The sequence below is a fragment of the Paenibacillus violae genome (assembly GCF_032461945.1).
Lineage (GTDB): Bacteria > Bacillota > Bacilli > Paenibacillales > NBRC-103111 > Paenibacillus_E > Paenibacillus_E violae.
The window spans coordinates 454333-477081 of sequence record NZ_JAWCUD010000003.1 but is presented as its reverse complement, the minus strand read 5'-3'; the positions used below and the strand labels follow the sequence as shown (position 1 = coordinate 477081).

Annotated in this window: 17 protein-coding genes; all 17 read left to right on the top strand. The window is 44.1% G+C overall.

The genetic code is table 11. The annotated features are described in order from the left end of the window. Nucleotides 1-20: 20 nt before the first annotated feature. The 17 genes from RQP52_RS13305 to RQP52_RS13230 all read left to right on the top strand — a co-directional run bounded on the left by RQP52_RS13305 (nt 21) and on the right by RQP52_RS13230 (nt 22722). Nucleotides 21-1337, top strand: coding sequence for an ABC transporter substrate-binding protein (locus RQP52_RS13305; RefSeq protein WP_315952054.1), 1317 nt, complete (start codon nt 21-23; stop codon nt 1335-1337). A gap of 86 nt (nt 1338-1423) precedes the next feature. Then, nucleotides 1424-2308 carry a carbohydrate ABC transporter permease gene (locus RQP52_RS13300; RefSeq protein ID WP_315952052.1) on the top strand — a complete coding sequence of 295 codons (885 nt, stop codon included), beginning with the start codon at nt 1424-1426 and terminating at the stop codon, nt 2306-2308. Nucleotides 2309-2316: 8 nt separating this feature from the next. Further along, the gene (locus RQP52_RS13295) at nt 2317-3162 is read left to right on the top strand and encodes a carbohydrate ABC transporter permease (protein ID WP_315952050.1); all 846 of its coding nucleotides are present in this window, start codon (nt 2317-2319) and stop codon (nt 3160-3162) included. Nucleotides 3163-3199: 37 nt separating this feature from the next. After that, a complete protein-coding gene (locus tag RQP52_RS13290) occupies nt 3200-4732 on the top strand; it encodes an alpha-N-arabinofuranosidase (RefSeq protein WP_315952048.1) in 1533 nt (510 codons plus the stop codon). Nucleotides 4733-4750: 18 nt separating this feature from the next. Then, nucleotides 4751-5017 carry a DUF6171 family protein gene (locus RQP52_RS36460; protein ID WP_379174566.1) on the top strand — a complete coding sequence of 89 codons (267 nt, stop codon included), beginning with the start codon at nt 4751-4753 and terminating at the stop codon, nt 5015-5017. Between the two features lie 16 nt (nt 5018-5033). After that, entirely contained in the window at nt 5034-6572 is a 1539-nt protein-coding gene (locus RQP52_RS13285; protein ID WP_315952047.1) for an alpha-N-arabinofuranosidase, read from the top strand. A gap of 203 nt (nt 6573-6775) precedes the next feature. Next, nucleotides 6776-8455: a type 2 periplasmic-binding domain-containing protein gene (locus tag RQP52_RS13280; RefSeq protein WP_315952045.1), complete on the top strand. Its 1680-nt coding sequence runs from the start codon at nt 6776-6778 to the stop codon at nt 8453-8455. 86 nt (nt 8456-8541) lie between these two features. Beyond that, on the top strand, nt 8542-9528 hold the full coding sequence (locus RQP52_RS13275) for an ABC transporter permease (RefSeq protein ID WP_315952043.1): 987 nt from the start codon (nt 8542-8544) through the stop codon (nt 9526-9528). Nucleotides 9529-9539: 11 nt separating this feature from the next. After that, nucleotides 9540-10451 carry a carbohydrate ABC transporter permease gene (locus RQP52_RS13270; protein WP_315952041.1) on the top strand — a complete coding sequence of 304 codons (912 nt, stop codon included), beginning with the start codon at nt 9540-9542 and terminating at the stop codon, nt 10449-10451. Between the two features lie 125 nt (nt 10452-10576). Then, nucleotides 10577-12112, top strand: a complete 1536-nt coding sequence (locus tag RQP52_RS13265) for a response regulator transcription factor (protein ID WP_315952039.1) — start codon at nt 10577-10579, stop codon at nt 12110-12112. A gap of 17 nt (nt 12113-12129) precedes the next feature. Further along, complete coding sequence (locus tag RQP52_RS13260; RefSeq protein WP_315952038.1) at nt 12130-13956, top strand: sensor histidine kinase; 1827 nt, start codon at nt 12130-12132, stop codon at nt 13954-13956. Next, nucleotides 13949-15463, top strand: a complete 1515-nt coding sequence (locus RQP52_RS13255) for a response regulator transcription factor (RefSeq protein WP_315952036.1) — start codon at nt 13949-13951, stop codon at nt 15461-15463. The genes RQP52_RS13260 and RQP52_RS13255 overlap by 8 nt, the downstream gene beginning before the upstream one ends. A 172-nt stretch (nt 15464-15635) precedes the next feature. Then, the gene (locus RQP52_RS13250; protein WP_315952034.1) at nt 15636-17357 is read left to right on the top strand and encodes an extracellular solute-binding protein; all 1722 of its coding nucleotides are present in this window, start codon (nt 15636-15638) and stop codon (nt 17355-17357) included. Nucleotides 17358-17425: 68 nt separating this feature from the next. After that, the gene (locus tag RQP52_RS13245; RefSeq protein ID WP_079412691.1) at nt 17426-18328 is read left to right on the top strand and encodes an ABC transporter permease; all 903 of its coding nucleotides are present in this window, start codon (nt 17426-17428) and stop codon (nt 18326-18328) included. Nucleotides 18329-18366: 38 nt separating this feature from the next. Beyond that, nucleotides 18367-19269: a carbohydrate ABC transporter permease gene (locus RQP52_RS13240; protein WP_379174574.1), complete on the top strand. Its 903-nt coding sequence runs from the start codon at nt 18367-18369 to the stop codon at nt 19267-19269. 83 nt (nt 19270-19352) lie between these two features. Continuing rightward, the gene (locus RQP52_RS13235; RefSeq protein ID WP_315952030.1) at nt 19353-21110 is read left to right on the top strand and encodes a sensor histidine kinase; all 1758 of its coding nucleotides are present in this window, start codon (nt 19353-19355) and stop codon (nt 21108-21110) included. Beyond that, nucleotides 21103-22722 carry a response regulator transcription factor gene (locus RQP52_RS13230; protein ID WP_315952028.1) on the top strand — a complete coding sequence of 540 codons (1620 nt, stop codon included), beginning with the start codon at nt 21103-21105 and terminating at the stop codon, nt 22720-22722. The genes RQP52_RS13235 and RQP52_RS13230 overlap by 8 nt, the downstream gene beginning before the upstream one ends. Nucleotides 22723-22749: the final 27 nt, after the last annotated feature.

Here is a 22749-nt window from a genome sequence, read left to right as displayed (position 1 = left end):
TATGAAGGGGGCAAGAGTGTATGAAAAAAGCATTATTTACAGCGGTTGCCTCAGTGTTCCTGTTGACTTCCATTTTATCGGGCTGCAGCAGCGATGAAGCGGGGCCATCAAAAGGAGACACACCAAATGCCAAAAGCGCCGTTAAATTATCGCTGTGGACATTCCAGGACCTGCATAAGAAGTATTACGAAAAAACCGCTGAGCTCTGGAATAAAAACAACCCGGATCAGCCCATTGAATTGTCTATTGATACGTATCCCAACGCAGAAATGCACAATAAACTATTAATCGCGTTACAATCCGGCGTGGGCGCGCCTGATATTGCTGACATTAACATTAACTTCTTTCAAAACTTCCTTAAAGGCGATATTCAGCTTGTGGAATTAAACAAAGTGATCGAGCCTGAGAAGGATAAATTCATCCAGTCGAGATTCGATATTTACAGTAAAGGCGGAAAATATTACGGCATTGATTTTCATGTAGGCGCAACGGTTGTTTACTACAATAAGGATCTTATGGATAAAGCCGGCGTGAACGTGGATAACATTAAAACTTGGGATGATTACACCGAGGCAGGAAAAAAAGTTGTTGCTGCGACTGGAAAGGTGATGACCGCTTTTGAGGTTACCGGACAAAGGCCTTTCTGGCCAATGATCGTTCAAAGAGGCTCCGATTATTTAGATAAAGACGGCAATGTTACGCTGGATAACGATATAAATATTAAGACCCTTCAGGCCATGAAGGATATGATTTACAAGGATAAAATTGCGGTTCCTATGCCTGGAGGCAATACCGGGGCTGAAGAATTTTTCACTTACATGAACAAGGGAGAAGCAGCTTCACTTATCATGCCCATGTGGTACATGAGCAGATTCTTGGAGTATATGCCTGATTTAAAAGGGAAAATATTGGTGCGGCCGATGCCGGTATGGGAAAAGGGTGACGTAAGATCCGCAGGAATGGGTGGAACAGGTACAGCCGTTACCAAGCAAAGTAAGAACCAAGATATCGCTATGAAATTCCTCGCATATGGGAAGTTAAGCAAAGAGTCGAATATAAGAATTTGGCAGGAGCTGAAATTCGATCCGATCAGATGGGATGTTTGGAGTGATCCGGAGCTGCAGAAGCCTGATCCTTATTTCAACAATGAGAAAATCTTCAATGTGCTTCTAGACATGAAAGAGGAAATTAAATCGCCGAATATGAGTGAGCTAAGCTCAGCTTCCCAAGATTTGGTCAATTCCAATGTTATGTTCAAGTCGTTAAAGGATCAGTCACAAACGCCAGAACAGGCATTAAAGGCTGCTGCTGACGAGCTTCGTAAGCAGAAGAAATAGCAAATGGGCAAAATGTAGGAATGACGGCTGCAGAAACGGAGATATGAAAACGGTTTCGGTAGCCGTCAAGCAGGGAGGTATACGATTTGAATCATAGGTTATTTTATTCAGAAAAGTGGGCTCCTTACTTTTTTGTGTCGCCATTTGTTTTAGCATTTCTCATCTTTTTTTTGTACCCTACGGCATCCACAATCAATATGAGCTTTCATGAGGTACTTGGGCTTAACAGCAGTAAATTTATAGGTCTTGACAACTACAGGAGAATGTTTGATGAGCATTTTTTCAATGCGCTGCAAACCAATACGATCTACACCATTCTGTCTCTGTTGTTGTTAATACCGATTCCAATCCTATTCGCCGTTTTTTTGAATTCAAAATTGGCCAAAGGCAAATCCATATTTAAGTCGGTTATTTTCATTCCGGCTTTAACGTCTGTGATCGTAGCCGGTGTTTCTTTCAGGCTTATGTTCGGAGAAGCGGATACGGCTTTGATCAATTCCTTTATCACTAAACTCGGCATGTCTCCACAGAATTGGATTCTGAATTATGGTACAGGCATGATGCTGATGGTCATTCTCAATACGTGGAGAGTTGCAGGGATTAATATGATTTATTACCTTGCCGGTCTACAAAGTATCCCCGAGGAATTATATGAATCAGCTGAAATGGACGGGGCCAATGTTTTTCGTAAGTTTTATTGGATTACTCTGCCGCTCTTAAAGCCAATTATTATCTACACGTTAACGATAGGCATTTTTGAAGGATACAGAATGTTTGGAGAAAGCTATGTATTCTGGAATGAAGGAATGCCGGGGGATATCGGACTTACTATCGTGAGGTTAATTTACCAGCAGGCATTTCAGCGAAATGATATGGGTATGGGATCGGCCATCGGCATTACCCTCCTCCTGATCGTACTCACCGTTAATCTGGTGCAACTGAAATTGTTCGGGCTCTTCAATAAGGAGTGAACGGATCAATGAATACTAAGCTAAGAAGAAAGCTGTTAACGGCATTCATCATCGTTTTCTTTCTCATCGTATGCTTCATCGTCCTGTTTCCACTGTACTACATGTTTATGGCTTCTTTTAAGAGCTCCAAAGAGTTATTCCGAAATGGCATGGATTTCAGAATAATCCCGAGTCTTATGAGTCTCGACAACTACAAGCTTTTGTTTTCAGGTAAAGGCAGTATTTATTTGTACTGGTATAGAAACAGCCTTGGGATAACAGCTCTTCATACCATAGTTTCACTGTTTCTATCTTCGTTAGTTGGCTATGGACTAGGAGCATATAACTTTAAAGGGAAAAATATTGTTTTTATGCTGGTACTGTTTGTCATGATGGTACCACTTGAAATACTCATGCTTCCTCTCTATAAACTTATTGTGAAAATGGGCATCATTAACACGTATTACGGAGTTATTTTACCTTTTGTCGTATCACCCATGGCGATCTTCTTCTTTAGGCAGTACATAACAGGTGTTTCCAAAGATTATATGGACGCAGGAAGAATCGACGGATGTTCAGAGTTTGGCATATTTATCAGAATTATGGCGCCCTTGATGAAGCCGGCTTTCGGTGCAATGGGGATCCTACTGGCGATGCAGAACTGGAACAGTTTTATATGGCCGTTGATTGTGCTGCGTACAAATAAGATGTTTACGATTCCTATAGGTCTAGCTTCGCTGATGTCACCTTATGGCAACAATTACGACATGCTGATCGCTGGAGCCGTGCTTGCTATTATTCCTGTTATTCTTTTGTTCCTGGTCAATCAGAGGGCTTTTATTTCAGGCTTGTCCAGTGGTGGCGTTAAAGGTTAGAACAAAATAAATTTTTCTACTCAGGAGGCAGATAAGTATGAAAAGCAGTATTAAGATTAATCCAAAAGCGGCGGTCCACAAAATTGACAGAAACATTTACGGACATTTTGCCGAGCATCTGGGCCGTTGTATTTATGAGGGGATTTGGGTCGGCGAAGATTCCGACATCCCCAACACACGAGGTATCCGAAATGATGTCGTTCAGGCGTTAAAAGATATGAAAATTCCAATCCTGCGCTGGCCAGGCGGGTGTTTCGCGGATGAATATCACTGGAAGGACGGCATCGGTTCTAAGGAATCCAGAGCGCGAATGATTAACACGCATTGGGGTGGTGTGGTTGAGAATAACCATTTCGGAACCCACGAATTTTTCGATTTGTGCGAAATGCTGGAGACCGAGCCTTACATTTGCGGGAATGTTGGAAGCGGAACGGTCTATGAGATGCAGCAGTGGGTCGAATATATGACCTTCGACGGGGAATCGCCGATGGCCGATCTGCGGAAAGCGAACGGCAGGGAATTGCCATGGAATTTGACTTATTTCGGCATAGGCAACGAAAACTGGGGCTGCGGTGGCCGGATGAGAGCGGAATTTTACGCAGATCTTTACAGACAATACAGCACATATGTTAGAGATTATGGGGATAATGCCATTTATAAAATTGCTGCCGGTCCCAGAGGCGACAATTACCACTGGACGGAAGTGATGATGCGGGAAGCTGGTCATTTCATGGACGGACTGGCGCTCCATTACTACACGAGGCTAAAAGATCACAGCATCGTTATCGAAAATCCTGACGGTAACCGAATTTACTTAAAAGATCCGAATGCGGTTAGAGGCCAGGCCGTCGACTTCGAGGAAAGTGAATGGTTCGGCATCATGAAGGCGGCGTATTTCACAGAAGAGCTTGTGGCGAAACACGCAGCGATCATGGATAAATATGATCCCGAGAAGAAGGTTGCGCTTATTATTGACGAGTGGGGCACATGGTTTGATGTTGAGCCAGGTACCAATCCAGGCTTCCTCTTTCAGCAAAATACAATGAGAGATGCGGTTTCCGCAGCGATCAGCTTGAATATCTTTAATAATCATGCTGACCGTGTAAGAATGGCGAATATTGCACAGACCATTAATGTACTCCAGGCTGTGATTCTAACAGAAGGGGACAAAATGATCCTGACCCCTACGTATCATGTCTTCGAAATGTTTAATGTCCATCAGGATGCCATCCTGCAGCCTCTTGAGATTCAGTGCGGTACATACAAGTGCAATGGGGAAGAGGTGCCTCAGCTTAGCGCATCCGCTTCCGTAGATGCTGCGGGTAAGCTGAATATTACCATTTGCAATACAGATCCCCACAAGGCTGCTCCCCTTGATTGCAATATTGGAGGATTGAGCGGTAAACAAGTAACGGGAAGAATTTTAGTTTCGTCTACGATGAGCAGCCATAATTCTTTTGAAAATCCTACTCAAGTTAAGCCCGAGCCATTTACAAATGTAGAGCTGAATCAAGAAGGATTCCATACGGATATCCCACCGATGTCTGTTGTAGTCCTTACGATCCATTAAATCGGAGGGAGCTATCCGATGGCTAATAAACAGGGTCCCTGCAAGGACTGCTCGGAGACGATAGATGTCGCACCGGAAAAGATAGAGGCCATGCTGCAATTGCTGATTCATTCAAGGCACATTGAGCTTGTAGATGAGGAAACATGGCAAAGTCGACTAGCTCAATGTAAGGGCTGCATTGGTTATATACACGGAGGAACGTGTAAATATTGCGGTTGTCTTGTTCAAATACGGACTAAAATAAAGGATAGGGCATGCCCCTATCCTTTATTTCCTAAATGGTAAAAGCGGGAGAAAAATGATGACTACAATCGACATTTGGCTGAATGAAGAGATAGGGCGCATTAATCCAAATATTTATGGACACTTTATTGAGCACTTGGGCGGAGTCGTATACGACGGCATATGGGTTGGTGAGGACTCCGAAATTCCTAATATAAAGGGATTTAGACAGGAGCTTATTGAGAAATTAAAAGCAATTAACCCATCTGTTATCCGCTGGCCGGGTGGCTGTTTTGCGGAGACGTACAACTGGAGAGATGGCATCGGTCCAAGAGAGAAGCGTCCCACAACCGTTAATTGGTGGTATATGAACGATGGGAAGCTGGAATCTAACCAGGTTGGTACCCATGAGTTTATTGATTTTTGCAAGCTAGTAAATGCAGAGCCATACTTTGCAGTGAATGCTACGACAACAACTGTTTTAGAAGCTAGAAATTGGATTGAATACTGTAATATGATGCAAGCTACGACCACACTTGCGCAGGAGCGGGAGGAGAACGGAAGCCCAGAGCCTTTTAACGTTAAATATTGGGGGCTTGGCAACGAAAATTGGGGTGGCGGCGGCTGCATGACACCTGAGGATTACTGCCATATTTACAGAAAGTACGGCATCATCAGCAAAAGTGTAGGGCAGGATCTTCAGTTCATCGCATGCGGACCCTATGAAGATATTCCCGAATGGACAGCTAAATTTTTTGACAAGTATAAAGAGATGTACACGGTGGGCCGAGTTGCTCCCATGTTCGGATACTCACTTCATTACTATGTGACGAATACGGGAAGAATGGGTACGGAGCTGACGTATAGTGATGCGCAGTGGTATGAATTGATGCGGGTCGGACTGGACATGGAACCGTTTATCCAATCCCAGTTTGAGATGATTCGCGCTGCAATGCCCGGAACTTCGATTGGACTCGTCGTCGATGAGTGGGGTGTGTGGCATCAGCAGAATGGCAGGCATCCGTTGCCGGGCAAGTACTTATTTGAGCAGATGAGCACAATGAGAGAGGCGGTTCTGGCCGCGCTTTCTTTAAATATTTTCAACAATCATTGTGATAAAGTTGTTATGGCTAATGTGGCCCAGCTTGTCAACTGTATCCATTCCCTATTTCTTGCCAAGGGTAACGCCTGTGTGGCAACTACAAGCTACTATGTGTTCGATATGTTTAAAATCCACCAACATGCAATAAGCCTTAAAACGGAAATCAAATGTAAAAATATATCCTATTCTATAGAAGGAAACCCGTATGATATTCCAAGCCTCTCCTGCTCAGCGTCGCTCAAGGACGGTAAACTAGCCGTTACGCTTGCGAACTTATCCGTGGATGATGACCAAGAGATCATGTTGAAACTGAACGGTGGCCAATATACCAGCAATGGGAGAATGGTCGTATTATCTTCTAACAATCATATGGATGGCAATTCTTTTGAGGAACCATATAAAGTTACACCTGTGGAACAAACCATTTCAGCAGGAGGATTCGAACTTACGGTTACAATGCCTAAAGCTTCTGTAGTTTTATTAACGTTGGATGTATCTATAGATTCGCAGAGATGAATAAAAATACTAAGGCAGCCGGCTTGATCGGCTGTCTTTTCTCATTTAAAGGGCAGCATAAGCAAACCTAGATTAAAAAGTACCTTTAATTTATAGGGGGAAGACCTTTATTTTATGAATTGTAAGCGCATTCCAAGTCGATATAATTAGATATATCAATATGTAAGCGTTTAAAGGGAGATATGAAAGGGAGGAAAAAGAAAATGGCATTACTAATGAAGCGTACTACACTTCGGATGATCGTTCCTGTTTTGACTTTCAGTGTCATCTTATCAGGATGCAATGACGCAGGCAGCGGTTCAACGGTTTCTGGCACGGCTCCAACTACCACAGGAAGCGCGGTAGCTACGCAGGGTACGGAAGCTATTAAACCGATGACGATTTCCATGTTCATTGCCAACTCCTACCAGCAGCCTACGGCTGACAATCGCATTTATAAGATGATTAAGGATAAAACAGGCGTCAGTTTGAAAATGGAATTTCTGGTCGGCGACCTCACGCAGAAACTAGGTGTTATGATTGCCGGTGGAGACTATCCGGATGTGATTACGGGCGATGACAAGCTGATCGCTGCAGGCGCGTTCGTGCCTCTGGAAGACTTGATCGAGAAGTATGCACCGAACCTGAAGAAGCATTATGCGGATGTTTGGAACCAAATTAAGGATCCGGCAAGCGGACATATCTACGCACTTCCGGGTTACAATGCATTCACTGGAACATTTACTGAAACGACTTACGAGGGCCCCGGCTTCTGGTTACAAAAAGACATTCTGAAGGAGCAGGGATGGCCGACTCCGAAGACACTGGAGGATTACTTCGCTATTATTGAAAAGGCCAAACAGCAGCACCCGGACAGGATTGGTTTCGAGACGCTGAACTTTGACTGGAGAACCTTCCCTTTGCAGAATCCGCCAGAGCACTTGGCAGGCCATCCGAACGATGGCGGGGTAATCGTAGAAAACGGCAAGGCATCCATTTTTGCTGATAAGGATATAGCTAAGAACTATTACAAGAAGCTGAACGAGATAAACAGTAAAGGACTGTTGGACAAGGAAGCACTTGTGCAGAATTATGATCAGTATTTGGCCAAGATCGCTAGCGGTCGTGTTATCGGTATGTTTGACCAGCATTGGAACTTTAGTGATGGCGAAAAGTCGTTGATTTCTCAGGGTAACTTTGGCAGCACCTACGTAGGTTTCCCATTGCTCTATCCAGGTGCGACGGAATACTACCGGGATCGTCCCGCTTTAACCATCAACCGCGGTTATGGTATTTCAGTTAAGGCCAAAGATCCGATCGCAATCATAAAATTTCTTGATAGTTTGATGACGGAAGATTGGCAGAAAACATTACAATGGGGCGTTCAAGGTCAGGACTATCAAGTAAAGGACGGGAAATATTACCGCACTCCTGAACAGCGTGATCAGCAAAATGATAATACCTGGAAGCTAGCCAATAAAGCAGAAGCGTTCTTCTTTAATTTACCCAAAATGCAGGGTACTTACATGGATGGGAACGCGACAGACCCGAACACGCAACCGCAGGAGTTCTATGATAGCTTGAAGCCAGTGGATCAGGAAGTGTTGAAGGCGTACAATCATAAGACTTGGGCCGAGTTCTTCAAAACACCGGTTGATAACCCCGTTTATTATCCAGCATGGTCCATCGACTTAATCGACGGTTCCCCGGCGAAAGTGGCCCAAACTAAGATGAACGATCTGGCAGTAAAGTATTTGCCGAAAGCCGTTTTGGCGAGCGAAGCGGATTTCGAAAAAGTCTGGGAAGAATACACCGATCAGCTTTCCAAAGCGAACGTCAAAGCCTACGAAGATCGTATCAACGATCAGATTCAATGGAGGATCAAGAATTGGAGCAGTAAATAATTCATATTCACTTACCGAGGAGCGGAGAAGACGAGCAGGTCTTCTCCGTTTATAGACGACAATTTTCGGTTTGGGAGGGATTTATAATGGCAGAAGCTATACTGAAACAAGATGCGAAAGCAGTTGTCAAGAAAAAGAAATGGATCGATCCGGAAATTGGCGTAGCATTCAGTTGGAAAACGATAAAAAGCCAAAAGCAATTGATCTTTATGTCCGTACCGATTCTGATCTATTTGGTTATTTTCAATTATGTCCCTATTTGGGGCTGGTTAATGGCCTTTCAAAATTATCGCCCGGCCTTGCCATTTTTCAAACAGAAATGGGTGGGCTTTGATCAGTTTAAATTTCTGATGGGTGATGATGTCTTCCTTCAGGTACTCCGTAATACATTAGGCATGAGCTTGATCAATTTGGTACTAGGATTTGTAACAGCGATCGTGCTGGCGCTTCTTCTTAATGAAATCAAAACAAAGATATTCAAAAGCTCGGTACAGACGATTTCGTACTTACCCCACTTCTTGTCATGGGTTATTGCGGCTGGTATTGTGGCTTCCACACTGTCCGTAGAGGATGGGATCGTCAATGTCGTATTAATGAAGCTTCATATCATCAAGGAGCCAGTCATGTGGCTAAGCATCGGGCATTATTTCTGGGGCATTGTCGGTGCCGCAAACGTGTGGAAGGAAGTGGGTTGGAACACGATCATCTACTTGGCTGCGATTACTTCCATAGATCCTTCACTTTATGAAGCTGCCTCCATGGATGGAGCCAACCGGTACCAGAAAATGCGCTATGTTACGTTGCCAGGCATTAAAGCGACGTTCATTATTCTGTTAATTATGAATGTTGGCCATATCTTGGATGCGGGCTTTGAAGTGCAATACTTGTTGGGGAATGGTCTGGTTGTGGACTGGTCACAAACGATTGATATTTTCGTGTTGAAATATGGAATAGCACTTGGCAACTACTCCCTGGCGACAGCGGCGGGCATATTTAAGACGATCGTCAGCATTGTAATGGTTTTAAGTGCGAATTATATTGCGAAACGCCTTGGCGAAGAGCGGTTGTTATAAGGGGGTTGAATATGAAAACGGCTACTTTCCAGAATAATCGCTTGGAAGCGATCCTATTCAACATACTAAATGGATTTTTTATGCTCTTCTTGGTCATCGTTACCCTGTATCCTTTTCTTCATACGCTGACGGTATCTTTTAACGAAGGCAACGATACGCTGAGGGGGGGACTTTACTTATGGCCGAGGATTTGGAGCTTGCAAAATTATCGAGCCATTTTTATCTCAGGAACGATCTATCATGCTGCCTGGATTTCGGTGGCTCGAACCGTAACGCTTACTGTATTAGGCGTTTTTCTGACTTCGATGCTAGCTTATACGTTGGCTCAGCCTCACTATTTGTTTCGTAAAATCATTGGCGTATTATTCGTGCTGACCATGTATTTTAATGCTGGTTTAATCCCGAATTATTTCCTGATCAAGCAACTGGGATTGCTGAACAACTTCTGGGTGTACATTCTGCCTGGGATGGTCAGTGCGTTTAACCTAATAGTTATCCGAACTTATATCAAGTCTCTCCCAGGTAGTTTAGTTGAATCGGCGAAGATCGACGGTGCAGGAGATTTTACAATTTTTCTGCGGATCATCTTTCCACTCTGCACGCCAGTCTTGGCAACCATTGCGTTATTTATCGCGGTTGGCTCATGGAACTCCTGGTTCGACACGTTCTTGTACGCTTCTTCCGATATTAAATTAAGTACGCTGCAGTACGAGATGATGAAGCTTCTGGGTTCTACAATGAGCAGCAACAGTGATCCGGCGCTCTTAAATGGTGTCAACACGGGCCAATCCAAAGGTATGGTTACACCTGCCTCCGTTCGGGCTGCCATCACAATTGTAACTGCTGTGCCGATTTTGTTAGTTTACCCTTTCCTGCAGCGCTTCTTTGTAGTAGGTCTAAATCTGGGAAGCGTAAAAGAATAAGGGATCGCGCATTTATTGTGAAAAGCCGTTTTAGTCCGAGGACTAAAACGGCTTTTCCGTTGCTGGATCTATGGGCGGGACCGTATAATAGGTTCATATCAAAAGGGAAATCAGGTGAAACGTGAATGTTGAAGGTTCTGATTGCCGATGATGAGCCGATCATGCTTGAAGGGTTACGATTGCTGGTTGATTGGCATAAGCTTGGATTTGAAATCTATGCAGAGGCGCTAGATGGGGAGGATGCTCTACAGCTAGTAGAGGAAAACTGCCCTCATCTGATCATAACGGATATTCGGATGCCGGTCATTGATGGCTTGGAATTAATTGAAAAGGTTTATATGCGTTTTCCAGATACAAAATTTATCGTGCTAAGCGGCTACGCTGATTTTCAATATGCACAGCAGGCTATGAAATTCGGTGTTTCCAATTATTTGACGAAGCCCTTGGACGAATCGGAATTAGAGCGTGCAGTTCATGAGGTTGCGGAGGACATTCATGCGGAGGAAACGCGACGTGCTCTGCAGCGCTCTATCATTGATTGTAGTCGTGCTGAAACGGTTTCACGGCTTTTGATGGGAGACGTCAGAAAGGAATGGGTGGACAAGGCGCGGAGCCTGCTGAAACTACACGAGCAATCTAGAATTCGCTGTATCTATCTTGTTTGTAGCAATTTGGAGGATAGAGAACAAGAGCAGATCAGTCTGTTTCAGCGTCTACGGGTAGCCGGAGAGTCGGAGGCCTTGACGGAAGTAAGTGTTTATCCGTTCGTGCTAGGTACTAACAGGTATGGTTTTATTCTTGCCATGGACTCCAAGGAATCTGTATTAACAATCCCGTTTATAGATCGTTTCGTATCACATATCCAAAAAGAATGCGGGGAGAACTTTTCTTTTGCAATCAGCAGTGAGGTTAAAGGGGTTTTATCATTAAGCAGAGCCTATCAGGAAGTGCTTACAGCAGAAGTGTGCAAATATCCCTCCAATCTTCCCAAGGTCTACTATTATCACGACAAAATGTCAGAGGAATCTTCATCGATCCTTGAAGTAACCAAAGCATCACTGATCCATGCCATCAACTACGGCAACGTAGATGCCGTTCATACTCTTATGATTGAATTATTTATAACTTTATCTTCTTCGGAAGCATGGGCGGCGGCAAACTTGTCTACGCTGAAGCTGGAGATTCTTCAAGAACTGGCCCAACAGGGAGCAGATATCGAAAATTGGACCCGAAGATGGTTTGCATCGCCTCTTCCGAAAAATTTGGGAGAACTGAAAAGCAGATTGTTGAAAGAGTTTCTTGAAGCAGCAGAATGGAACGTAAGGGAGAAAGGTGCTCGTATCGATGATCTTGTTTCTGCTGCTGAGGCTTACGTTAAACAGCATTACCAAGGAAAGCTGCAGCTTCAACACGTGGCTGAATATCTCCATGTGAATGCGGCTCACTTGGGTCAACGCTTTAAAAAGCAGCGTGGCCTCGCATTCAATGAGTACGTGCACACCGTTCGCATAACGGAGGCCAAAAAGCTCCTGCTCCGTACCGAGATGAAAATAACCGAAATCGCCCAAATGGTGGGGTATTCAGATCCTGAGCAGTTTGGTGCGAAGTTCAAAGCTTTGACCGGCGTAATCCCTTCATCGTACAAAAAAGCCGAGAAATAACCTATAGGAGATCGACAATGAACCGGAAATGGAAGCTTTTCAGCCATATCGTCAATGACATACCGCTAAAATATAAGTTTCTATTTATCTATCTTTTGTGCGTCTTACTCCCAATTATGAGCATCAATATCCTGTTCTATATGCAAAATAGCCGGGATACGCAAAGTCGAGAGAGGGAAAATCTGCAGATTTCTTTGGATCGGGCAGCTTATGAGCTCACCCAGATCGTGAACGAAAGCGTAGCGATCGGTAACACCGTAGCGGCAGATCGTACTTTTAACGGAAAGTTGGAAGCCTCCTATTCCGACTTGTCAATCTACTATGAGACTTATGACAGCTACTTGCGTGACAAGCTGCGTCCGTATACGGATCAGTATCCGTACATCTCCTGGCTAGGGGTGTTTACCACGAACCCGACAATTGGAAGCGGAGGAAGCTATTTTGTATTGAAGGATAGCGACAAACAGAGCGAATGGTACCGGAAACTGACCGATACGAAAGAGAAGGTGGTCGTCGCCTCTTACTTGGATATGAACCCGATGAACCCACAGCAAAAGAGGGTGTATGTGAGCATTATTCGCAAGCTGGAGAATTTTCCGGATTTGATGACTTACACAAAATATCTACGAGTGGATTTGCAGCTGGACAAGGTGCAGGAGCTTTTTAACAAGGAGCAGAACTATCTACAATTCAAACTTGTTGATGCTAACAATAGAGTTGTTCTTGATTCAAACCTCTCTTACATTGCGAAGGAAAACCTTCTGCCCCCTTTAGCCAAAGAATACTTAGACTCGGCGAATAACGAGGCAAATGGCAATTTCATCAGCAGCTTGGGAACTGCCAGCTATCTTAGTGGGTGGAAATTAATTGGGATTCCAGAACGAGCGCGATTTCAACAAAAGCAGAATGCAGTAATAAAATTCGGCATTGTACTCACCTTGTGTAGCACAGTAATTCCGACGGTCCTAATTTTTACTATTCTTCAATCCTACAATCTGAGAGTCAGACGGCTCTCCAAACATATGCAATGGGTTAAAAATGAGCGTTTCGAGCCTATTAACATGTATGAAGGCAAGGATGAGATTGGAGGATTATTGCGCAGCTTTAATCTGATGACGGTGAAAATCCGCAATCTGATTAACGATGTCTACAAGCTGGAGATCCAGAAGAAGGACTTGGAATTGGAAAGAGTACGGGCGGAGTTGAATTTTCTGCAGAGCCAGGTAGATCCGCATTTCCTGTTTAATACACTCAACGCTATTCTGGTGGTATGCAAGAAGCATCGATATGAGCATGTTACGGATATTATTCGTAGCCTTTCGCAAATTCTGCGAAGGCTGCTCAGCTGGAAGGATGATCTGGTGACGATTGAAGAGGAAATTAGCTTTATTAAGATGTATCTACAGATTGAGAAATTCAGATTTCAGGATCGATTTACCTATGAGATAGATATCGATCCGAAGATACTTTTCTGCCGGATTCCCAAAATGAGCATTCAAACTCTGGTAGAGAATGCTTGCAAACACGGGCTTCAATCGGTGAAGGGGGACCGGAGGATTCACATTTCAGCAGGGTTGGATGACCGTTATCTGATAATCAGGGTCAAAGATAACGGGATTGGTATGGATGCTGCCAAGCTGAACAGCATTCTCCAGAACTTGCATGTGGAAGAAGAGGCAGGAAAAAGCATCGGCCTGAGAAACGTGTATAAGCGGTTGAATCTTTTTTACAATGATCGTTCCTTGTTTTTGATTGACAGCAAAGCGTATGAACAGACGTCCGTTACCATTCAAATCCCTATTGGTCTAATCTTGTCACAGGAGGAGGCAGCTGAACATGTGTAAAGTATTGTTTGTCGATGATGAGCCGATTGCACTTGAAGGAATTCGGATGTTAGCCGATTGGGAAGGGCTAGGGTTTGAGGTATGTGGCATGTGCTCCGACGGGGAAGAAGCGCTGCGACTGATTATAAATTGTCGACCTTCACTTGTCATTACGGATATTCGGATGTCTGTGATAGACGGACTGGAACTGATTCGTCAGACTCAGCTGTTGTCGGAGACGTATAGGCCGATTTTCATCATCATGAGTGGCTACGGCGACTTCAAATATGCACAGTCAGCACTGCGATACGGAGTACGTCATTATCTGCTCAAACCTATTATGGATGATGAATGGGAGATCACCCTAGGGGAGGTGATGGAGGAACTTGCATCCCGACAACAGGTGATTAATCGACAGGAAATGACAAGTGGTCAATTGTTTTCAATGATGATTGCTCCCATTCTCCGGGGGGAGTTGGAAGGGCTGGACGAAAGTATATCTAAGCAGATCGGAGAGTTGGATCAGGAAGCCAAAGGATGGAGATGTATCTTAATAGAGGGGATGAACGAAGAGGAATTGGCATCTTGTAGTTCCTATATTGTTCCTCCAAAAGCAATGTTAGTTGATCTTATGCCTGGCCAGATTTGCCTCGTGGTGGACTGTGCTGAGGATGTTCGGGAACTGGCTGGGAAAGTTTATAACGGACTTAGACAGCATGGCGTGGCGATATGCGTATCGATTGGCCCCCCCGTTCGGTTTCTCCGAGATTTGAATGTATCCTATTCGGGCGCGCTGGAGGCATCCGTCCACCATTTTTTTTATGATAGTGAGGGACTTGTTGATTATGAGACTGCCGATAGGTTGGAGTTTAGTTATAATCTTGGGATGATGGCGACATTGGAGGAACTGCTTGGTGCTGCGGAACGACTACAGGAGCAGGAGGCAGCCAGTATTTTAAAACAAGTATTCGCTTTGTTCCAAAACGACAAGATCGCTCCGGAGATGGTGCGCATGCTCTGTGTACATGTGGTCCTGAAGAGTATGGATGTGCTGCGGGAGTTGGAAGTGGCATCCATGGATATGTGGCCGATGTTCCGCAATCTGCTGCAAACCGGTCCTAAATCGCTGACGACTTTGGAGCAATCTGTGTGGAGTTATCTGGCCGAATATATGCGAAGGTTGAGAGAACGTAGGGAATCCAGCTCGGGCCATCCACTGTATGGAATTGAACGCTACATTCAGGAAAATTATAAGTCCCCCTTAACAATAAAAGAAATCGGAAAACGCTTTTATATGAATCCCGTATATCTGGGCCATGCGTTCGTAAAGAAGTATGGTGTTGGTATTATTGAATATATCCATGATCTTCGAATCAATGAGGCTAAGAACATGCTGACGGAATCTGCTGCCACGATTCGCTCCATTGCAGAGGGAGTCGGTTACGTGCATTATCATCATTTTCTAAGAGAGTTTGAGAAGCGGGTGCAAGAAAAGCCGGTGGAGTACAGGGAAAAGAATGCTGAGTAGTACCCGTTAATTTTATAGGGCTTTGTACACAATGATTGCGCTTACAATACAACAAGATCTGGTAAGTAAAGTAAAGAGTTGTACATTGTTTAGTTGTTATACCAACCCTATAATGAAAACATAACACGTCACTGCAGTGATAGCTTTAAATACTCAATATAGGGGGATGTACATGAAGCTAAAACACCACAAAATGAAAGCGTTGTCTGTATCCTTACTTGCTGTAACAACGCTCATTTCGGCTTGCACCAGCCAGAACAATTCAACGAGTACTGAACAGAAGGAAGCAGTGAGCACAGCCGGAACTACCGATGTGAAAAGTGCAAATATAGAACCGCTTGGCAAGTATGATCCACCAATTGAGGTGTCGTTTGTAAGGAACCTTAGCGATGTAGTTGAGAATAACGTACTCGGTGTGCTAAAAGGCGAAACGTTTGAAGACAACCGATGGACACGTCTATATAAGGAACAGCTCGGAATCAATATTAAAAACAATTGGGTCGTAAAAGGGAGCGATACTTCTGATCAGTATTTACAGAAACTGAATGTAACGCTGGCTTCTGGCGATCTGCCTGATATTATTCCAGTGAACGCAACTCAGTTAAAGCAATTAGCAGATTCTGGTCAAATCGAAGATATGACAGCTTTATATGAGAAATATGCGGCTCCCCTAACCAAAGAGATCTTATCGCAAGAGGGAAAAAGCCCATTCGATGCGGCTACGATTGATGGCAAGCTGATGGCGATCCCGCAGGTCGACTCCTCGCTTGAACGCGCTATGTTTATTTGGATTCGTACGGATTGGCTGAACAAATTAGGCTTACAGCCGCCAAAGACGATGGCTGATGTTCAAACCATTTCAAAAGCATTTGCTGAGAAGGACCCGGATGGCAATGGAAAAAAAGATACATTTGGCCTCGGTTTAAACAAAGCCTTGTGGGGAGGAGCTATAGGCTTAGAGGGGTTCATGGCTGGGTATAAGGCTTATCCGAATTTGTGGATTACCGATGCATCCGGAAAACTGATGTTTGGCGGTATTCAGCCGGAAGTTAAGAAAGCGCTTCAAGCCCTTCAAGTTATGTTTAAGAATGGAGAAATCGATCAGGAATTCGGGATTAAAGACGGTGGCAAGGTATCTGAGCAAATAGCTGCGGGCAAGATCGGAATGGAGTATGGCGAACAGTGGAACTCCATCTGGCCGCTTCAATTGAACCGTAACAATGACCCGAATGCACAATGGCGGGCATTCCCGATCGTTTCGGAATCCGGCGATACACCTAAAGTTCCTTTGAGGTTCAGTACAAGCAAGTTTTTTGCAGTGAAAAAGGGTTTCAAGCATCCTGAGGCGGTTATCAAGCTGTTCAATATGCATCTGGAGAAAAACTTTGGCAAAACAGCGGAGTTTGACAAATACTATGCACCGCCGGAAGCAGAAAGCGTATGGCAGCTGTCGCCGGTAACTCCGAGCCCGGTCAAGAAAAATGTAGAGGCATTCAGAGCGATCGATGCGGCACGTAAAGCGAACGACTTCTCGACCCTGAAGGGAGAAGCTAAAACGATTCAAGGCAAGATAGAGGCTTTCAATTCGGGTTCAAAAGAAGGGTTTGCCTTGTGGGGTTGGGAACGCATTTATGGTCCGGAAGGCTCTGAAGGTGTCGTTGACCAGTACGATAAAAATAGTCAATTCCTGATGGATAAATTCGTAGGTGCACCTACGCCAACGATGGTTGAGCGGAAATCGACTTTAGAAAAATTGATGAATGAGACTTACACTAAAATTATTATGGGCGGCTCTGTAGATGAATTCGATAAGTTTGTGAAAGACTGGACTAAGCTAGGCGGCGAGCAAATTACAAAAGAAGTCAATGAATGGTATGCAGCAACGAAGAAGTAGATGCGGGCAGAGGACGGGTTAACCATCCTTCCTCTGCTTTTTATGCATTAAATAATGGAGGTTATTTTATGGGTATCGGGAAAATGTGGAGAGAGCTTCCGCTGCATCTAATGATGTTACCGGGATTAGTACTCATTGTGCTATTCTCATATGTCCCAATGGCGGGAATTATCATTGCATTTCAAAAATTTATCCCTGCAAAGGGATTATTTGGTGACCAGCGATGGGTCGGGTTGGATAATTTCAGATATGTCATGAACCTGCCCAGCTTTAATCAGGTCCTGTGGAATACCCTCTTTATTTCAAGTCTTAAGCTTATTCTAGGCTTAATCGTGCCGATTATTTTCGCCATTCTTCTTAACGAATTGAAGAATGAGGTCATTAAAAGAAGCGTGCAAACGACCATCTATTTACCCTATTTCCTCTCTTGGGTTGTTCTAGGAGGAATACTAATCGATATTCTATCGCCATCTACTGGTATTGTTAACCAATTATTAGGTGCTTTCGGTTTGAATAAGATATTTTTCCTTGGAGACAATCATTGGTTTCCGTTTACACTCATTTCATCGGATATATGGAAAAATTTTGGTTATGGGACTATCGTGTATTTGGCGGCTATCACGGGCATTGACCCTGGCTTATACGAATCTGCCACGATTGACGGCGCAAACCGCTGGCATAAGATATGGCATATCACGATTCCAGGCATGCGAATGGTCATTGTCTTGTTGTCAGTACTCAGTTTAGGACAGCTTTTGAACGCAGGCTTCGATCAAGTGTTCAATTTATATAGCCCTCAGGTGTATGAAAGCGGCGATATTCTGGATACTTTTGTATATCGGATCGGATTATTGGATGCTCAATACGGTGTAGCAACGGCCGTCGGACTATTCAAGTCGCTAGTTTCACTTATTTTAATTTCAAGTTCTTACTTTGTGGCATATCGGTTTGCAAAATATAGAATCTTCTAGGAGGAGGGAAAACCGTGGTACAACCAACACCCAGTTCTGTGTCTGATACTTATCTCCGGGTACCCAAAAGTCGAATCCGATTCGAGTGGTTTTCCGTTCTGAATGTATCTTTTCTTATCATCGTATCGTTAATTTGTGTTCTCCCGTTAATTCATATCATTGCTATCTCGTTTAGTTCAAGTACGGCAGCCGCAGCAGGTCATGTAAAACTGTGGCCGGTTGACTTTACATTAGCCTCTTACAAGTTTACGGCTAGTCGGCAAGCATTTTGGCAATCCATGCTTGTATCCTTGGAGCGCATCGCGATCGGGACGCCGTTAAATTTGATTTTAACCATCCTCGTCGCATTTCCTTTATCCAAGGAAACGAAGGCGTTTCGCATGCGAATGGTTTATGCTTGGATTTTCTTTATTACGATGCTCTTTCATGGTGGTTTGATCCCTTGGTATTCGACACTTAAACAATACAATATGCTGGATACAATTTGGGCGCTCGTGCTGCCCGGTGCGGTTCCCGTATTCAGCGTGGTTCTGCTGCTTAATTTCTTTCGAGAGGTGCCGAAGGAGCTGGAGGAGGCAGCGGTCATGGACGGTGCAAGCTATTGGACGACACTCTGGAAAATCTATGTGCCGATATCCATGCCTGCTCTTGCAACGCTTGCCTTATTTTCCATGGTTGAACATTGGAACAGTTGGTTTGATGGCCTCCTGCTTATGGGAGACCCGAGCCATTATCCGCTCCAGAGCTACATTCAAACGATCGTCATTCAACAAAATTTAACGAATATATCACGTGATGAAGCCTTGAATATGGCTCTCATTTCTGATCGGACGCTGAAAGCTTCACAGATCTTCTTGGGCTCCCTTCCCATTATCTTGGCGTATCCTTTCCTGCAGAAGTATTTTGTTAAAGGGATTGTCCTTGGCAGCGTTAAGGGGTAGTGCATAGATGGCTTCCTAACAAATGCTTAGGAAACTTACAAGCTTCAGGCTATAATGGAAGAAAAAAGTTGGGGGCTTGTACCTTGATCAACCGTCAGCCATTTACTTTACGGAACACGATTTTCCTTCGGCTGCTCAGCACTTTTTTGCTTATCATGCTGCCGATTTTATTATTTGGTGTCTACCTGTATAACTGGATCGTCCAGACGGCAAGCGAAGACATCTCCAAAACGGCGGTGTCCCAACTAACCTTCTATATCAACGATCTTGAGAAAGAGATAGAACGGATGAAGCTGCTGCAGTTTGGCGTTATCGAGGACGAAGATCTCAACGAACTGACGCTGACTTGGGACACGATGGATGTGTTTAAACGCACTGAAAAAATTAACTCACTGCGAAAACGGCTTTATGCCATTCAAAACAGCAGTCCTTATATTAAAAATGTAAGTGCTCATATTTATCCGATATCCAAAACGATTTCATCCGCCAATGGCCCAAGCGAATTTGATACCGAACGGTACAATGGCTTGCGCTCAGCTTTGAGCAGTCGAAATAACCAGATCATGGAGTGGAATGGCGGATTATTTTTAAGTGCTGCCAAGCAGGGAGTAACCAATGGGAATCAACCGTTGTTCATTATTGAAATTGAACTGGATCAGGAGAGACTGCAGGAGGCGTTAGGCCAGTTTAACACCTATCCCGGAAGTGGAACATTGATGACCAAGGAGAATACCAGTGTTATTCTCACGAGTGGATCTTTAGAGCACTTATGGCAGGATATACCGGCCACCATTGCACAGATCAAACAAAATCCAGTTCACAGTACAGGAACCTTTACAATCTCGGGAAGCCGATATTATACGGCAATTGCAAGCTCTGATTATTTAAATATGTCTATTTACCGGTTTATTCCAGAGCAAATAATTAAGAAGCCGCTAGACAAGTTTTATCTGTGGGCCTGGTTATTTATTTTTGTTGCTGTTGTCATCATTGGAATTTATGCATTCTCCACCTACAAATTTATTCACAAACCGTTGTTAACGTTAGTTAAGAGCTTTCGGCGTATGGAAAATGGGGATCTGGATGTGAATATCCAGCACGAGTCTAAGGATGAGCTCGGTTACTTGTATGGCCGATTTAACCAAATGGTCACCAATCTTGGCTCTTTAATCGATCAGGTGTATAAGCAGAAAATTATGACACAACGGGCGGAGCTGAAGCAGCTTCAATCGCAGATTAATCCACATTTTCTATACAACAGTTTCTTTATCCTGAGGACGATGGCGAAAATTGGAGACGTTGAAAGGATCGGACAGTTCGTCACACAGCTTGGTGAATATTTCCAATTTGTTACCAGAAATGCATCTGACGAAGTGCTGCTGAAACAAGAGATTCACCATGCCAGAATGTACACGGAGATTCAGGAATTACGCTTCTCTCGGCGTATTCGGGTACAATTTGACGCTCTCCCGCGGGGAATTGAACAGGTGTCCGTACCACGTTTAATTGTGCAGCCGATTATCGAGAATGCATTTGAACACAGTTTGGAACAAATGAAACGCAGTGGAAATATTATGATTCGTTTCGAATTGGAAGAGACTGAGATACGAATCATTGTGGAGGATAATGGTGATAGCTTGACGGATGAGACATTGGAACGTCTCTCGGACACGCTGGATAACGGTGATGAACATGCGGAGACGACGGGTTTGGTGAATATTCACCGCCGTGTCAAAATGACGTTCGGTGAAGCATACGGTCTACGAATAAGCCGAAGCGAGCTGGGGGGATTGAAAGGTATCATTTCTATTCCTTATCAAGGTGGTGCTGCTCATGATTAGAATGCTGATCGTTGATGATGAGGAAATCATTACAGACGGACTGTTTGACGTATTTAGCCAACTGAATCTCAATCTTGATTTGTATAAAGCCTATTCCGGTGAAGAAGCGCTGGATTGGATGAATACCACAAGAGTGGACATCGTGATGTCCGATATTCGTATGCCCGGGATGGATGGTCTCGAGCTAATGAGAAACATACGCAGTAATTGGCCGCATTGCAAAATTATTTTTTTAACCGGGTACAATGACTTTGATTATGTCTACCAAGCGATTCAATCACCTGGAGTTAGTTATCTTCTTAAGAGTGAAGAATACGATAAGATTATCAAGGCCGTAACAGATGCGATTCATGAACTGGAAAACAGTTTAAAGTTCCACGATCTAGTCAACCAATCGAGAGAAAAGCTTACTACACTCGAAACCCTTGCTCAAGGGAATTATTTCCGTTATTTGCTTCAAGGAACAAGAACAACGGAGGAGTTAGTCGTTGATTTCCGTAATCTGGGCATTGCTCTTGATCCAACTTTGCCCATCCTTGTGGCGTTGGCTAACCTGCAAAGAACGAACACACATCATACCTTTGCGGAAAGTCAGAATGCAGCACTTGCTGTCAAATTTTTGGCAGAGACATTTTTGGAAGAACGCACAAACAGTCTTGGAATCTTAGATCAATACGGCGACCTCGTCTGGCTTGTTCAACCCAAGCTTGCCCAAGTTAGGGATTCGGAAGAAGCCTATTCCCGCACGGTCAAATTTCTAGAGGGACAATTTGAGCTTATGCAGCAAGCTTGTCATGATTCTTTGGGAATTGCTTTTGCTATAACGCTTTGCGCCGATACCTGCGAATGGAAGCAGCTTTCTGAGATATACGATCGAATGAGAAGTGAGCAGTACTGGCGAGCGGGAGACGGTGCCCAGATGGTTCAAACAGTCACCTTGGAAACCATTGGAACCGCGGCTAACTCAAGAACGCTGAGAGAAAAGGCGGAGTCCTTGGCGATTCATCTAGAAGGTGGAAATAGAGAGGGATATCTCCATCTGTTCAACGAACTAATGAAAACAGCCTTTGATGAACGAGGAAGTGGCGGACCTTTCGCCCTGGAATTGTATTACACGATTGCTCTCAATTTATTATCCTATATTAACCGTTGGGAGCTGCACGATAAGGTTGGAACAACCGGGCTTATGCAAAGAGATAGGCATTCATCTTGGCAAGATAGCTATGAGTTTTTGAAACAGACCGCAGAGTCCTTGTTCAATCTTCGATTGAGTGTAGAACGCAATAGAGCAGCAGCGGTGATAGAGAAGATCCGGTTGTACATTGAGGAGCATCTGGGTGAAGACTTGTCTCTCGTACGTTTAGCTAGCGTGATACACTTCAATCCGTCCTATTTATCGCGGCTTTTTAAGCAGGAAAGTGGCGTCAATCTATCTGAATATATTGATGAAGTTAGAATGGAGAAAGCCAAAAATTTGCTCAAGAAGGATGAACTTAAAATTGCTGAAGTGGGTGTTCAGGTAGGGTATGAAACCCCACACTCTTTTACTCGATTTTTCAAAAAATCAACCAGTATGACTCCAGCGGAGTATCGTGAGATTGTAAGGAAATAAGCGTATTGGGATTAGCAATTTTTAAGT

Coding starts and splice junctions, on each gene's coding strand:
- RQP52_RS13305 (WP_315952054.1), top strand. CDS start 21: ATGAAAAAAGCATTATTTACAGCGGTTGCCTCAGTGTTCCTGTTGACT.
- RQP52_RS13295 (WP_315952050.1), top strand. CDS start 2,317: ATGAATACTAAGCTAAGAAGAAAGCTGTTAACGGCATTCATCATCGTT.
- RQP52_RS13290 (WP_315952048.1), top strand. CDS start 3,200: ATGAAAAGCAGTATTAAGATTAATCCAAAAGCGGCGGTCCACAAAATT.
- RQP52_RS36460 (WP_379174566.1), top strand. CDS start 4,751: ATGGCTAATAAACAGGGTCCCTGCAAGGACTGCTCGGAGACGATAGAT.
- RQP52_RS13285 (WP_315952047.1), top strand. CDS start 5,034: ATGACTACAATCGACATTTGGCTGAATGAAGAGATAGGGCGCATTAAT.
- RQP52_RS13280 (WP_315952045.1), top strand. CDS start 6,776: ATGGCATTACTAATGAAGCGTACTACACTTCGGATGATCGTTCCTGTT.
- RQP52_RS13275 (WP_315952043.1), top strand. CDS start 8,542: ATGGCAGAAGCTATACTGAAACAAGATGCGAAAGCAGTTGTCAAGAAA.
- RQP52_RS13270 (WP_315952041.1), top strand. CDS start 9,540: ATGAAAACGGCTACTTTCCAGAATAATCGCTTGGAAGCGATCCTATTC.
- RQP52_RS13265 (WP_315952039.1), top strand. CDS start 10,577: ATGTTGAAGGTTCTGATTGCCGATGATGAGCCGATCATGCTTGAAGGG.
- RQP52_RS13260 (WP_315952038.1), top strand. CDS start 12,130: ATGAACCGGAAATGGAAGCTTTTCAGCCATATCGTCAATGACATACCG.
- RQP52_RS13255 (WP_315952036.1), top strand. CDS start 13,949: ATGTGTAAAGTATTGTTTGTCGATGATGAGCCGATTGCACTTGAAGGA.
- RQP52_RS13250 (WP_315952034.1), top strand. CDS start 15,636: ATGAAGCTAAAACACCACAAAATGAAAGCGTTGTCTGTATCCTTACTT.
- RQP52_RS13245 (WP_079412691.1), top strand. CDS start 17,426: ATGGGTATCGGGAAAATGTGGAGAGAGCTTCCGCTGCATCTAATGATG.
- RQP52_RS13230 (WP_315952028.1), top strand. CDS start 21,103: ATGATTAGAATGCTGATCGTTGATGATGAGGAAATCATTACAGACGGA.